The organism is Rhizobium sp. LjRoot258, assembly GCF_964254185.1.
In the GTDB taxonomy this organism is placed as follows: domain Bacteria; phylum Pseudomonadota; class Alphaproteobacteria; order Rhizobiales; family Rhizobiaceae; genus Rhizobium.
Genome location: NZ_CAXUST020000001.1, coordinates 443,254 through 456,342, shown reverse-complemented (window position 1 = coordinate 456,342; position 13,089 = coordinate 443,254). Strand labels below are relative to the sequence as shown.

12 protein-coding genes are annotated in these 13,089 nt (G+C 60.1%); 5 read left to right on the top strand and 7 right to left on the bottom strand.

Annotated features, from left to right (window positions below):
* Window positions 1–23 precede the first annotated feature (23 nt).
* The 3 genes from groES (at window position 24) to ACSQ9D_RS02275 (ending at window position 3,163) form a co-directional block, all read left to right on the top strand.
* On the top strand, window positions 24–320 hold the full coding sequence (gene groES, locus ACSQ9D_RS02285; protein WP_436280999.1) for a co-chaperone GroES: 297 nt from the start codon (window positions 24–26) through the stop codon (window positions 318–320).
* Between the two features lie 72 nt (window positions 321–392).
* Entirely contained in the window at window positions 393–2,033 is a 1,641-nt protein-coding gene (groL, locus tag ACSQ9D_RS02280; RefSeq protein ID WP_436280998.1) for a chaperonin GroEL, read from the top strand.
* A gap of 683 nt (window positions 2,034–2,716) precedes the next feature.
* Complete coding sequence (locus ACSQ9D_RS02275; RefSeq protein WP_436280997.1) at window positions 2,717–3,163, top strand: hypothetical protein; 447 nt, start codon at window positions 2,717–2,719, stop codon at window positions 3,161–3,163.
* Window positions 3,164–3,229: 66 nt separating this feature from the next.
* Here the strand turns inward: ACSQ9D_RS02275 and ACSQ9D_RS02270 are convergent, their stop codons facing one another.
* Entirely contained in the window at window positions 3,230–3,940 is a 711-nt protein-coding gene (locus ACSQ9D_RS02270) for a glutathione binding-like protein (protein WP_436280996.1), read from the bottom strand.
* Between the two features lie 216 nt (window positions 3,941–4,156).
* On the opposite strand from ACSQ9D_RS02270, the gene ACSQ9D_RS02265 reads away from it, so the two are divergent.
* On the top strand, window positions 4,157–4,579 hold the full coding sequence (locus tag ACSQ9D_RS02265; protein WP_436280995.1) for a DoxX family protein: 423 nt from the start codon (window positions 4,157–4,159) through the stop codon (window positions 4,577–4,579).
* A 79-nt stretch (window positions 4,580–4,658) separates the two neighbouring features.
* Here ACSQ9D_RS02265 and hisG read toward each other — a convergent pair whose 3' ends face one another.
* Genes hisG through hisS form a run of 3 tightly spaced genes read right to left on the bottom strand, consistent with a single transcriptional unit; the run spans window position 4,659 to window position 8,009 of the window.
* On the bottom strand, window positions 4,659–5,354 hold the full coding sequence (hisG, locus tag ACSQ9D_RS02260) for an ATP phosphoribosyltransferase (RefSeq protein ID WP_436280994.1): 696 nt from the start codon (window positions 5,352–5,354) through the stop codon (window positions 4,659–4,661).
* Complete coding sequence (locus ACSQ9D_RS02255; RefSeq protein WP_037113902.1) at window positions 5,354–6,472, bottom strand: ATP phosphoribosyltransferase regulatory subunit; 1,119 nt, start codon at window positions 6,470–6,472, stop codon at window positions 5,354–5,356. The genes hisG and ACSQ9D_RS02255 overlap by 1 nt, the downstream gene beginning before the upstream one ends.
* A 1-nt stretch (window position 6,473) precedes the next feature.
* Entirely contained in the window at window positions 6,474–8,009 is a 1,536-nt protein-coding gene (hisS, locus tag ACSQ9D_RS02250; protein ID WP_436280993.1) for a histidine--tRNA ligase, read from the bottom strand.
* Window positions 8,010–8,147: 138 nt separating this feature from the next.
* Between hisS and ACSQ9D_RS02245 the strand changes: the two genes are divergently transcribed.
* Window positions 8,148–8,906 (top strand): hypothetical protein, encoded by a 759-nt coding sequence (locus ACSQ9D_RS02245; RefSeq protein ID WP_436280992.1) that lies wholly within the window; start codon window positions 8,148–8,150, stop codon window positions 8,904–8,906.
* 205 nt (window positions 8,907–9,111) lie between these two features.
* On the opposite strand, the gene ACSQ9D_RS02240 is transcribed toward ACSQ9D_RS02245, so the two are convergent.
* From ACSQ9D_RS02240 to ACSQ9D_RS02230, 3 genes are read right to left on the bottom strand one after another with little or no spacing between them, the layout of a single operon-like run.
* The gene (locus ACSQ9D_RS02240; protein WP_436280991.1) at window positions 9,112–10,854 is read right to left on the bottom strand and encodes a TRAP transporter large permease; all 1,743 of its coding nucleotides are present in this window, start codon (window positions 10,852–10,854) and stop codon (window positions 9,112–9,114) included.
* Complete coding sequence (locus ACSQ9D_RS02235) at window positions 10,851–11,519, bottom strand: TRAP transporter small permease subunit (protein ID WP_436280990.1); 669 nt, start codon at window positions 11,517–11,519, stop codon at window positions 10,851–10,853. The genes ACSQ9D_RS02240 and ACSQ9D_RS02235 overlap by 4 nt, the downstream gene beginning before the upstream one ends.
* Before the next feature lie 58 nt (window positions 11,520–11,577).
* Window positions 11,578–12,717, bottom strand: a complete 1,140-nt coding sequence (locus ACSQ9D_RS02230) for a TRAP transporter substrate-binding protein (RefSeq protein WP_436280989.1) — start codon at window positions 12,715–12,717, stop codon at window positions 11,578–11,580.
* Window positions 12,718–13,089 lie beyond the last annotated feature (372 nt).

Sequence of the window (13,089 nt, the reverse complement as noted above, 5' to 3'; positions counted from 1 at the left end):
TCATTTGATCGAGGGATTAGACAATGGCAAGCACCAACTTCCGCCCCCTTCACGATCGCGTCGTTGTTCGCCGCGTTGAGTCCGAAGAAAAGACCAAGGGCGGCATCATCATTCCCGACACCGCCAAGGAAAAGCCGCAGGAAGGCGAAATCGTCGCCGTCGGCAACGGCGCTCGTGACGATTCCGGCAAGGTCGTCGCTCTCGACGTCAAGGCTGGTGACCGCGTCCTGTTCGGCAAGTGGTCCGGCACTGAAGTCAAGATCAACGGCGAAGACCTTCTGATCATGAAGGAAGCCGACATCATGGGTATCATCGGCTGATCAGCCGGTTCCCTTTCCGATTTTAGCCACGGGCCCTAAGGCCCGGACAACTCGAATTCAGGAGTTTCAATCATGGCAGCTAAAGAAATCAAGTTTGGCCGCACCGCGCGCGAAAAGATGCTCAAGGGCGTCGACATTCTCGCTGACGCAGTGAAGGTAACGCTCGGCCCGAAGGGTCGCAACGTCATCATCGACAAGTCCTTCGGCGCTCCGCGCATCACCAAGGACGGCGTTTCGGTCGCCAAGGAAATCGAACTGGAAGACAAGTTCGAAAACATGGGCGCCCAGATGGTCCGCGAAGTTGCTTCGAAGACCAACGACATCGCCGGTGACGGCACCACGACTGCAACGGTTCTCGCTCAGGCGATCGTTCGCGAAGGCGGCAAGGCCGTTGCTGCCGGCATGAACCCGATGGACCTGAAGCGCGGCATCGATCTCGCCGTTGCCGAAGTCGTCAAGGATCTCCAGGCCAAGGCCAAGAAGATCAACACCTCGGAAGAGGTCGCGCAGGTCGGGACGATCTCGGCAAACGGCGAAAAGCAGGTCGGTCTCGACATTGCCGAAGCCATGCAGAAGGTCGGCAACGAAGGCGTCATCACCGTTGAAGAAGCCAAGACCGCCGAAACCGAACTCGAAGTCGTCGAAGGCATGCAGTTCGACCGCGGCTACCTCAGCCCCTACTTCGTCACCAACCCGGAAAAGATGATTGCCGACCTCGAAGACGCCTTCATCTTGCTTCACGAGAAGAAGCTCTCGAACCTGCAGGCAATGCTTCCGGTTCTCGAAGCTGTCGTTCAGACCGGCAAGCCGCTCCTCATCATCGCTGAAGATGTCGAAGGCGAAGCTCTCGCGACCCTCGTCGTCAACAAGCTGCGCGGCGGCCTGAAGATTGCTGCCGTCAAGGCTCCTGGCTTCGGCGATCGCCGTAAGGCCATGCTCGAAGACATCGCGATCCTGACCGGTGGTACGGTCATCTCCGAGGACCTCGGCATCAAGCTCGAATCCGTCACGCTCGACATGCTCGGCCGTTCGAAGAAGGTTTCGATCTCCAAGGAAAACACCACGATCGTCGACGGCGCTGGCGCCAAGTCCGACATCGAAGGCCGCGTTGCGCAGATCAAGGCTCAGATCGAAGAAACCACTTCGGACTATGACCGCGAAAAGCTGCAGGAACGTCTGGCCAAGCTCGCTGGCGGCGTTGCCGTGATCCGCGTCGGCGGTTCGACGGAAGTCGAAGTCAAGGAAAAGAAGGACCGCATCGACGACGCGCTCAACGCGACCCGCGCTGCTGTTCAGGAAGGCATCGTACCGGGCGGCGGCGTCGCTCTGCTGCGTTCGTCCACGAAGATCACCGCCAAGGGTGAAAACCAGGATCAGGAAGCCGGCGTCAACATCGTCCGCAGGGCTCTGCAGTCGCTGGTGCGCCAGATCGCCGAGAATGCTGGTGACGAAGCCTCCATCGTTGTCGGCAAGATCCTCGAAAAGAACGAAGACAACTTCGGCTACAACGCCCAGACGTCCGAATATGGCGACATGATCGCCATGGGCATCGTCGACCCGGTCAAGGTTGTTCGCACGGCTCTGCAGAACGCAGCTTCGGTTGCTTCGCTGCTGATCACCACCGAAGCCATGATCGCTGAACTGCCGAAGAAGGACGCTCCTGGCGGCATGCCTGGCGGCATGGGCGGAATGGGCGGAATGGACATGATGTGATAGGCGAAAGCCTTCACTAGTCCACTTCCGGTATCCCGGAATAGGAAGGGCGGTCTTCGGGCCGCCCTTTTTTTCTCTCGCGACTGATTCGCCAGACCGCGCCTTCGAGCTTTTTTCAATCGTCCGCTAAAACGTTTAATCAGAGTTGTGAGCAACCCTCGCATTGAGCGAAGCTTTCGCAAAACTTGTGGTGTTGTATTTTTTCTTTCACAGGCTGATTTCTTTCGTCGTGCAATTTTGTGCACATCTGGTCGCAATGAACCGTGCTGAAACCGCTTCCACTTCAAAATTTGGCGCTTTTTTGCCCCTTCCTGTTATCAAGAGCGCCTTCGGGCGCATTTTCCACTCACAGTAGAGGTCTGCAGCACGCAAAAAAGCCGATTGCCGTTTGCATAAAATCTCTATAAATCCGCGCTGCATTCGGCGCGCGTTCATCAGCCGACGGTCGCGATCCCATATCGATCCTGACCACGAGAGCGCGAGACCGAGTTCGGGAAAGACCCCTCCCGAAATACATCATAAGTTGTGTAATGTGCCAAGAAATTGGACGCGGTTCCGCGAGAGGGACCAGCAATCCAAACCCCATTTCTCGGTCGCCCGAGCATGATGCGCGGCGCAGCATGAACCTGCTCATTTTTGCCGGACGTGCAGCGGGGGAAGCTGCGCCTAAGCTGGGGAAAAATTTGTTCAAAATCGCGAAAACCAACCCCGCCGCACCGCTCATGCCGGGCTCATTGGATGTCAGCAACCATGATCCTGAAATGCTGGCGCAGTTTTCCATTTCGGAGACCTGGGTCGGAGACTTTTCCAGCGGCGTGATCCGCCTCAAGGAATGGAGCGCCATGCTGCACGGGCTGCCGGCCCGCGAATGTGGCCTTCTCAGCCTCATGCGCTGTTACGATCCGAAGGATCACGACCACATCCTGGAACTCTTCGAGCAGGCCGCGACGCTCTCTTCATCCTTCTGCTTCTCGACCACGATCATGATGCCGAACGGCTTCCGGCAGCCATTGTTCTGCATGGGAGAGTCGAAAGGTCAGGACGATGCCTATAACGGCAGCATGCTTGGGGTCTTCGTCTTTCCTCGATTCAAGACGAATGCCGGCAGCGAATTTGCGCGGCGCCAATAGAAACTCCGCCCCCAACCAAAAAGGCCGGCCTCTCAGGACCGGCTTTTTTCATTGGCCGCCTCGGTATCACGCGGGGCGCTGAGGTATATTCAATCCTTTTTCGGATGCCGGCCGGGCGATGCAACGCTCGAGCCAGGCCATCACCGCCGGGAAGCTTTTATAGTCCAGCACTTCGCGGCCGCCATAGAACACGTCGGCGCCGCGGAGCCACGGGAAGGTGGCGATATCGGCGATCGTGTAAAGGTCGCCCATGATCCACTGGCGATCCTGCAGCCGCCCTTCCAGCACACTGAGCAGCCGCTTGGATTCGTCGCGATAGCGCTCCATCGGGTAGGCGTTGTTGGCGACCTTGTCGGCTGCGAACTTGTAGAAATGCCCGAACTGCCCGAACATCGGTCCGACACCGGCCATCTGGAAGAAGACCCACTGGATCGTCTCGTAGCGCCCTGCCGCGTCGGTTGGAATGAGCTTGCCCGTCTTCTCCGCGAGGTAGAGCAGGATTGCACCGGATTCGAAAATACCGATCGGCTTTCCATCCGGGCCATTGGGATCGATGATCGCCGGAATGCGGCCGTTCGGGTTGAGCGACACGAATTCCGGAGATTTCTGGTCATTTGTGCTGAACGAAATAAGGTGCGGCTCGTAGGCCAAGCCGAGTTCTTCAAGCGCGATCGATATCTTCACGCCGTTCGGCGTCGGCAACGAGTAAAGCTGGATAATGTCCGCGTTCGCTGCTGGCCAGCGCGTCGTGATCGGAAAAGCGGAAAGATCTGCCATAGGGGTCTCCATCTTGGGCGGCCAACATAAGAGAGGGGCGTTGCCGATGGCAAGCCGACTTCGCAAGAGATCCGTCGTTCAATATTAGCGAACGAACCGTCCCCTCCCGTCTATCTTTCCACAACGTCAAAAAAAGGCGACAAAGCGGCAACGAGGTTGAAACCGTGCCGGGGGGCACAAAGACCTCAAACGCCATTCAAACGGAGACAATGTCCCATGTCGAATACCAACAACGCCATCATTCTTGTCGCTCGCGTCCTCCTCTCCTTCATGTTCATCCTTGCCGGCTTCGGCAAGCTCGCTGACGCCGCCGGCACCGCTGGCATGATCGCCGGTGCCGGTCTTCCGGCGTCCACCGCCCTCGCCTATTTCGCAGGTGCATTCGAACTCGTGGCTGGCCTTGCCGTTCTCGTCGGCTTCCAGACGAAGATCGTCGGTTGGCTGCTGGCTGGCTTTTGTATCTTTACGGCCATCCTCTTCCACCTGCCGTACGCCAGTGGCACCGAACTGGTTAACATTCTGAACCAGATCATGGTCATGAAGAACGTCACGCTGGCTGGCGCCTACATCTTCCTCGCCACTTTCGGCCCGGGCATCTACTCGCTCGACGCACGCCGCGGCGCCTACGCAGCAGCGTAAGCGATCAAGCATCCTCCCAAGCACGAAAAACCCGCCGTCACCAGACGGCGGGTTTTTCGTGTGTTGATTTTAGCGATGGTCAGAGTGCCGAACGAATGGCGTCTACCAGTCGCTGGACTGTGGCGTCGTTCACATGGCTTTCCTTGCGCGCCCTGACGAAGCAAGCCTCGGAGCGAAGAATGACACCATCGGACAGGATCTTCAGGTTGTTTGCACGAAGGGTCGAGCCGGTGGAGGTGATATCGACGATGATGTCGGCCGAGCCTGAGGCCGGCGCCCCTTCCGTTGCCCCAAGGCTTTCGACGATGCGATAGAGCTGGATGCCATGCTGGCTGGAGAAGAACTGCTGCGTCAGCCGCCAGTATTTCGTGGCGATCGCCAGGCGGCGGCCGTGGCGGGCGCGAAAGTCGGATGCGACATCGCCAAGATCGGCCATGGTGTCGACATCGAGCCAGATTTCGGGAACGGCAACCACGACATTGGCATGGCCGAAACCGAGGCGCGCACAGAACTCGACGCGCTTGTCTGCTTCCGCCAGGCCCTCGCGGACGAGGTCTTCGCCGGTGACGCCGAAATCGATCGTACCGTTGCCGAGCTCGCGGGAAATCTCGGAAGCGGAGAGGAAGGCGACTTCGACGTCGTCCCATCCCTCAACCCGTCCGCGATAGGAGCGATCGTTGCCAACAGCGGTGATCCTGATGCCGGCGCGTTCAAAGATCGCCGAAGCATCGTCCTTCATGCGCCCCTTGGAAGGCAGTGCAATGGTAATCGTCATCAGGCAGCCCTCTCGGCTTCGATGCGATCCAGCCACAGCGAGAAGCCGACGGCCGGAATGCGGTCCTTGGCGCCAAGGAAGGTCATCAACCGATCAAAGCGGCCACCACCGGCCAGAACGGGCGACATGCCCTGGACCCCGATCTCGAAAACCAGACCGGTGTAGTAATCCAGGGGGCGTCCGAAGGCTGCGCGGTAGTCGATCAGCGAGAGATCAACGCCGGCATTCGCCAGAGCGGCGACGCGACCGTCAAAACGCGCAAGCGCGTTGCCGAGCTTGAGCCCGGCGGCATCGGCAAAGCCGGCAAGCGCCGCCGAAGCATTTATAAGCGGCACATTCAGCGACAGGAATTCCTCCAGCACGCGGAAGGCTGCATCATCGAGGCGCGTTTCGGAGAGAATGAGCTTCTCCTTCAAGCGACGCGCGATTTCGAGCGGCGAGCGGCTTGCATTCGTCGAATAGCCCGTCGCCTGCATCGTTGCGTCGATGTGAGCGACCAGCGCGGCCTCGTCGTCGGCGGCAATCAGATGCGCGATCTCGTCACTCAGCCCGGTGACGAACTGAGGGCTGACAAGGCTCGCCAGCAGAGCCTCAAGCTGGCTCATGTTGCCGAAGGCGTGGATCAGCCGCTTCTGCCAGCCAAGCGGCAGGCCAAGCGCCTGCACGACCGCTTCGAAGACGGCCTGGTCGCCGAGCGTGACCGAAAGGCGCTTGCCGGGAACGACACGCTCCAGCACACCGATTGCATCGCCGATCGCACGCGCATCGGCAGCTGCGATGTTGATGTCGCCGAGATCCTCGATCCCGGCCTGATAGAACTCGCTTCCGCCTTCGCGCCGCTGGCGGAAGACTTCGCCGAGATAGGAATAGCGCTTCGGCGTGCCGGTCGCGCTCTCGATGTGCCGCAAGCAGACGGGGATCGTGAACTCCGGACGCAGGCAGAGGCTGGCGCCCGTCTCGCTCTCGGTCATGAAGATCCGCCGGCGAAGATCTTCACCGGCGATATCGAGAAACGGTTCGGCCGGCTGGATGACGGGCGTATCGACCCGCTCCGTCTTTCGCGCTGCAAACTCTGAAAGCAGCTCGCCGGAGAATTCCGGCAGGTTGATCAGGGCCATCTCAGCCCGCCCTCTTCCGGTCTTCGGCCTGCGCCGCCAGAATTTCCTTCACCTTCGCGACGAGGTCGCTTTCCGCAACGGTCTCCTGGGCGACACGCGCCTCGCGCCAGCTGGCGTTGTCCTCGATTTCACCCGACAGGCGCTTGCCCTCGATCAGGTCCTTGATCTGCACGACGCCCTCAGCGCGCTCGTCGCCACCCTGGATGATGGCAACGGGGCAGCCGCGGCGATCGGCATATTTCAGCTGATTGCCGAACTTCTTCCAGTTGCCCTGATACATTTCGGCCCGGATGCCGGCCTTGCGTAGTTCCTGTGTCATGCGCTGGTAGCGGCCCATGGAGTCGACGTCGCCATCCATGACCGTGACCAGAACAGGCTCGATGACATCGGCCTGGCCGAGCTTGCCGAGGTTCTTCAGCGCCGTCATCAGGCGCGAGACGCCGATCGAGAAGCCGGTGGCCGGAACCGGCTGGCCCATGAAGCGGGAGACGAGACCATCATAGCGCCCGCCGCCACCGACGGAGCCGAAGACGACCTTTTCGCCCTTTTCATTGGTGACGTCGAACAGAAGTTCGGCTTCGTAGACCGGGCCAGTGTAGTATTCGAGGCCGCGGACGACGGATGGGTCGATCTTGATGCGATCGGACTGATAGCCCGCCGCAGTAACGAGGCCATGAATCATATCGAGCTCCGAGAAGCCTTCCTTCGCGGAGGCGCTTCTTTCGGTAAGCTCATTCAATTTCGTAACTTGTTCTGCTGAACGATTACCAACAGCGACGTATGGCCGCTTTTCAACAACCGACATGACAAACTCAATGTTTGCGGTGTCTAGTCCAACGCCCTTGGTGAAGTCGCCGCTATCATCTTTACGGCCAGGGCCCAGAAGCAACCGCACACCTTCCGGCCCGAACTTGTCGAGCTTGTCGATGGCGCGCAGCACGTTGAGACGCTGGCCTGCCTTGTCGTCGCCGCCGAGGCCGATCGCTTCCAGCACGCCGTCGAGAACCTTGCGGTTGTTGACGCGGATGACGTAATCGCCGCGTTTGATGCCGAGGGCTTCCAGCGTATCGGCCATCATCATGCACATTTCCGCGTCGGCCTGCACGCCGGGCGCGCCGACGGTATCGGCGTCGAACTGCATGAACTGGCGGAAGCGGCCCGGGCCTGGCTTTTCGTTGCGGAAGACATAGCCAGCGCGATAGGTGCGGTATGGAAGCTGGATCTCGTTGAAGTTTTCGGCGACGTGACGGGCGAGCGGCGCCGTCAGGTCGTAACGCAACGACATCCACTGCTCATCGTCGTCCTGCAGCGAGAAAACGCCTTCATTCGGCCGGTCGGCATCCGGCAGGAACTTGCCAAGTGCATCGGTGTATTCGAACAGCGGCGTTTCGACAGGATCGAAACCATAATGCTCATAGACTTCCCGGATCTTCGCGGTCATCTCGTTGACGGCGCGAATATCGTTCGCCGAACGATCGACGAAGCCGCGGGGAAGTCTGGCCTTGAGCTTTTGTGGTTTCTTCTGCTTGTCGTTCATTTCCAACGTCTTCCGCTCACTGTGACAGTGGCGGTTTCCTAGCGGATTGGGCCGGGTGCGGCAAGGGCGAAGGCCCTTGATCCGGAACACAGAATCGATTGAACGAGGGAGAATGGATCGCATGGCAGGAGCTCTATCATGATCGCCGAGGCGCTTCTCTACGCTGCGACCGTTCCGATGACGTTGAAGGAGCATCGCCGGTTCATCCGAACCTCCGTTAATCTATGGTCCCGCGCCGGCCGCTGCAGCCGGCAATGGGCGGGGCACGAGGAGCGGAGCCGAAACACTGTAACGAGCGCCATGGCGGGCCTGCGGCAGAAAAGGACCGCGGTCGTCCTGGGGTCAGGCCTGCTACGCGACGTCCCGATCGAGGAACTGTCCGAGAACTTCGACACCGTTGTGCTCGTCGACCTCGTGCATCTTGCCTCGGTGCGCCTGTGGCTCCGGCTTAAAGGTTACAGCAATGTTCGGCTGATCGAGCGCGATCTCTCGGGCTATGACGAGCTCGCCGCGGGCAGGCAGCCGGAGCCGCTCGCCTTTCTCAGAACAGTTCCGTATCTCGACTTCGTCGTCTCGGCCAACCTCCTCTCCCAGATCGGTCGCGGCGCAAAACGCCGCTACGAGGCGGAAGAAAAAGGCGCCATGCCCGCCGATACCGTCACGCAACTGATCGAGGCGCACCGGTCGGCGTTGGAGGCAGCGCCCTGCAGAACTTGCCTGATTTCCGATATCTCCTATGCCGTCATCGACCGCAATGGGAAGGTTCATGAGGAGCATGACTTGCTGCACGGCGTGTCGCTGTCATCGGTTCAAGCCAACTGGAAATGGCCCGTGGCGCCGCTCGGAGAAGAGAGCGCGGACTATCAGATCGTCCACGAGGTCGTTGCCACTTATTGAGGTTGGTGTCCCCACCTCGGCCGCCACGAGGTTCCCAAACCTGCGACCGAGTTCCACCAATCTCCGCCAAAAGTCACAGACGGAAGCGGTCGCTCCCGGATAGCCATCCGACACCTGGGCACGGTATATGAAGTCCGAGCAACCTCAGATCACGGGGCATTGGCGTGAAGGTTGCGGCACGGGCCGCCGCAAGCGACAATGCCTCTTAGCCGTAAAGATATTTCGGAAGCCACAGTGTCATGCCCGGCCACACATACATGATAATCATGCAGAGGATGACGATCAGCATGTAGGGCATCATGCCGGCGAAGATCTGGTTGAGGGTGACGTGCGGTGGTGAGACCCCCTTGAGATAATAGGCCGACATCGCCACCGGCGGCGACAGGAACGCCGCCTGCAGATTGACGAAGACGAGCACGCCCCAGAGGATCGGATCTATATCGAAGTGCCTCAGCATCGGAAGGAAGATCGGCACGAAGATGATGATGATCTCGGTCCATTCGAGCGGCCAGCCGAGAACGAAGATGATCGCCTGCGACAGGATCATGAATTGCACAGGCGTGAGATCGAGCGCCAGCACCCACTCTTCAACCAGCGCCTGGCCGCCGAGGATGGCAAAGACAGCGGAGAAGAGCGCCGAACCGACGAAGAGCCAGCAAACCATGGCCGTGGTCTTCGCTGTCAGGAAGACCGCCTCCTTCGTGCGTTTCCAGTTGAGCGTCCGGGCCTGGAACGCCAGCAGAAAGGCACCGGCGGCACCGACCGCGGCGGACTCGGTCGCCGTCGTGATGCCGAACAGAATGACGGCGAGCACGACGACGGTCAGGATCCCGAGCGGCATGACCGACGAAACCAGCAGTTTCACAACCTGCAGTCGCTCCGCACTCATATTCCTGTAGTAGCGCACGAGCACCGCCGCTGCGATTGCGGAGATGATCCCGAAGGCCACGTAGAAAGTGGTTGGTGGCCCGTTCACCGCCACCGGCGCGGCGTCAGATGCGGGTGCGCCGAGTTGTTCCAGCCCTTCCGGTGCTTCCGCCTCCGCCGATGCCTGAGGATAGATGACGACATACCACCACACGAGCGTCAGTGTGAATGCCGTCAGCGAGAAGGGCACGAGCGCGGCGCAAGCATTCTTGACCAGCTTCCAGTAGCTGAGCCGCCCCTCGCCCGTCTCGAGCGCCATCGCCTTTGATGGCGAGACCAATGCGCGGAGAAGCCCGACCAGCATGTTGTGGGAATAGAGCGCTTGAAAGCTCTTCATCCAGGTGGGCACGGGGACTCTCGTCTGTTGCTCGGGCAAGGCGGGCGCGATCTTCGGACTGATCGCCGCCCAGCCCAGGATGTAGGCAAGATAGAGAAGCGCGAGGAAGAAGCCGGGAAACATCGCGGCGGCATAGAGTTTGACGACCGATTGTCCAGCAACCGCCGCATAGACGATGATCATCACGGATGGCGGGATCAGAATGCCCAGCGTGCCGCCGGCGGTAATCACCCCGGAGGCAAGCCTGACGTCATAGCCGGCGCGCAGCATCGGGTTCATTGCAATGACACCCATCAGCACCACCACGGCGCCGACAAGGCCGCTGGCAATGCCCCAGAAGGTGCAGACGATCAGTGTTGCAACGGCAAGCGAGGCGGGGACCCGCCGGAAGGAAAGCTGGATGCTGTAGAACATCTTGTCCACCAGCGCACCGCGCTCCATGACGTAGCCCATCAGCACGAACAGCGGGATGGAGATCAGGACATCGTTGGTCATCGCCCCATAGGTGCGCTGAACCATCAGGTCGAAGACGCGGTTGTCGATCCAGTGCTCGGCCGGGCTGTAGAATGCGTAGAACCCGAACAGCATGCCGAGCCCCATTAGCGTGAAGGCTGTCGGGAACCCCATGACGATGACGACCACGATGAGAATTAGCATCGTCAGTCCGAGGAACGGATCGCTCACGTCTCGATGTCTCCCCCCCGGCGCCGTTGCCGCGCCGCCCTGTCGATATCCTGGGCGCGCTCGATCGCGTCCTCGCGCGTCTGCGCGTCTATGTGCTCGCTATGCGCAAGCTGCTCGGCGACAACGTCGATTTCCTCCACATCCTTGAGCCGGCGCGGCCATTCTCCGGTCTTGAGGCAGATGATGCAGCGCGCTATCTCGGCAAGCCCCTGAAGCATGACGAGCACGCCCGCTGCGGGAATGACGGTCTTGAAGTAGTAGATCGGCGGGCCTTCCGCCGTGACAGTCGAATGCTCGCCGATCCGCCAGGATAGCGCCGCATAGTGGTAACCGGCATAGATGAGCGCGGCGACGCCCGGCAGGAAGAATAGGACATAAAGGAGGAGATCGAGCGCCGCCTGTATGCGAGGCCGCAGCGAGCTGTAGAGAAAGTCGCCGCGTACATGGGCATTCTGCGCCAGCGCGTAGGCTCCGGCGAGCATGAACAGGGTGCCATAGAACATGTTGCTGACGTCGAAAATCCACGCCGTCGGCATGTTCATGATGTAGCGCTTGAAGACTTCGATGCAGACGAGCGTCATCAGGCCGATGATCAGCCACGCCGCAGCCTTGCCGACCCACACGCTGATCGCATCGATCCTGATGAGAAACTGCTGAACGTCCACGGCTGCCCCCCGAGATAGCCCATACCTTCGTCAGAAGCATCGTTGTCCGGTGATGACGCTATAGTTCCTTCGCAACCCCGTTCGGGCCGAAGTAGTGGTCGAAGGCCAGCCGGCGGTTGACGACGGTATCCTGTTCCCACCGCGTTGCCCGCGCCGCAAAAGCGATTTGCGACTGGATGACTTCCTTGAACAGCGGGTTTTCCGCCGCCTTCTTCTTCACGACCTCGTCGTAGACTTCCAGTTGCCTTTTGAGGATCGCTTCCGGCGTTTTGTAGAACTTGACCTTTTCGGTGGTCTGCATCTGGGCGTAGTCGGTCGAATAGCGGTCGATCGCCTTCCAGGCCATGTCCTGGGAGGCCGCCTCCGCGGCGTTGGAGATGATCGCCTTCATCTGGTCAGGCAATGCATCATATTTCGCCTTGTTGAACAGCACCTCGAACTGCTCGGCATTCTGGTGATAGCTTTGCAGCATGCAGATCTTGGAGACGTCCGGGAAACCGAGAGCCCGGTCGGACGACGCGTTGTTGAACTCGGCCGCGTCAATCAGGCCGCGGTCCAATGCCGCCACGATCTCGCCGCCCGGCAGCGCATTGACCGCGGCACCGAGGCCGGTGAACACATCAATGGAAATGCCGACGGTGCGGAATTTGAGTCCCTGAATATCCTCGACCTTGGCGACCGGCCTCTTGAACCAGCCGAGCGGCTGTGTCGGCATCGGCCCATAGAGGAACGAAACCACATTGGCCCCGATCGATTCATAGAGCTTTACGAGGAGCTCCCTGCCGCCGCCGTATTTGTGCCAGGCGAGCAACATGTTGGCATCCATGGCAAATCCCGGTCCCGAGCCCCACAACGCCAGCGCCGCTTGTTTGCCGTAGTGATATGCGACCACGCCGTGCCCTCCGTCGAGCGTCCCCTGGGAGACCGCGTCGAGCAGGCCGAAGGCGGGCACCACGGCACCGGCCGGCAGCACTTCAATTTTGAGATCGCCGCCGGTCATGTCGGTGACCTTTTTTGCGAAATCAAGCGCGAATTCGTGAAAGATGTCCTTGGATGGCCATGTGCTCTGCCAACGCATGTTGACCGGCCCCTGCGCCTTGACGACGCTTGGTGCCGCGATCATCGCCGCACCGGCCATGGCTGCCCCGCTTAGAAATTTGCGACGCGACGGTCTCCTTCTGGTCTCCGTATGTTTCATCTTTTCCTCGCCAAGCATGGGCTTCCTCGCCCTTATGGGCGAGATGCGGAAAAGGGTTCTGCAGCTCTTCGCGCGTATCCCGCTCACGATCTTCTATTTTAGCCTTTTAATAATACTCCCCAATGAGCTCCAACGACAACACCGTACGTCCGCACCCTCCACTGAACTACCAGTTCCCGAAGCTGCTATCTGGCTGGCCCCGTTAGAACGGACCGACATCAACCCCGGCAGTGGCGGTTAGGGCTGAGCATGCACCAACGATGGGAGGCGATCGTTGGAAGGCGTCGACTGGCGAGAGCTGGAAAGCGCGCGGCTGATCTAAGCGACGCTGCTTCCGCTTTGCGCGCCAATAGCGGACGTCGAGCCGGACGA

Bases quoted from the DNA above. Each gene is read 5' to 3' on its own strand.
- ACSQ9D_RS02245 (WP_436280992.1), top strand. From the start codon at position 8,148: ATGATCGCCGAGGCGCTTCTCTACGCTGCGACCGTTCCGATGACGTTG.
- ACSQ9D_RS02265 (WP_436280995.1), top strand. From the start codon at position 4,157: ATGTCGAATACCAACAACGCCATCATTCTTGTCGCTCGCGTCCTCCTC.
- hisS (WP_436280993.1), bottom strand. From the start codon at position 8,009: ATGAACGACAAGCAGAAGAAACCACAAAAGCTCAAGGCCAGACTTCCC.
- ACSQ9D_RS02255 (WP_037113902.1), bottom strand. From the start codon at position 6,472: ATGGCCCTGATCAACCTGCCGGAATTCTCCGGCGAGCTGCTTTCAGAG.
- groL (WP_436280998.1), top strand. From the start codon at position 393: ATGGCAGCTAAAGAAATCAAGTTTGGCCGCACCGCGCGCGAAAAGATG.
- groES (WP_436280999.1), top strand. From the start codon at position 24: ATGGCAAGCACCAACTTCCGCCCCCTTCACGATCGCGTCGTTGTTCGC.
- hisG (WP_436280994.1), bottom strand. From the start codon at position 5,354: ATGACGATTACCATTGCACTGCCTTCCAAGGGGCGCATGAAGGACGAT.
- ACSQ9D_RS02270 (WP_436280996.1), bottom strand. From the start codon at position 3,940: ATGGCAGATCTTTCCGCTTTTCCGATCACGACGCGCTGGCCAGCAGCG.
- ACSQ9D_RS02230 (WP_436280989.1), bottom strand. From the start codon at position 12,717: ATGAAACATACGGAGACCAGAAGGAGACCGTCGCGTCGCAAATTTCTA.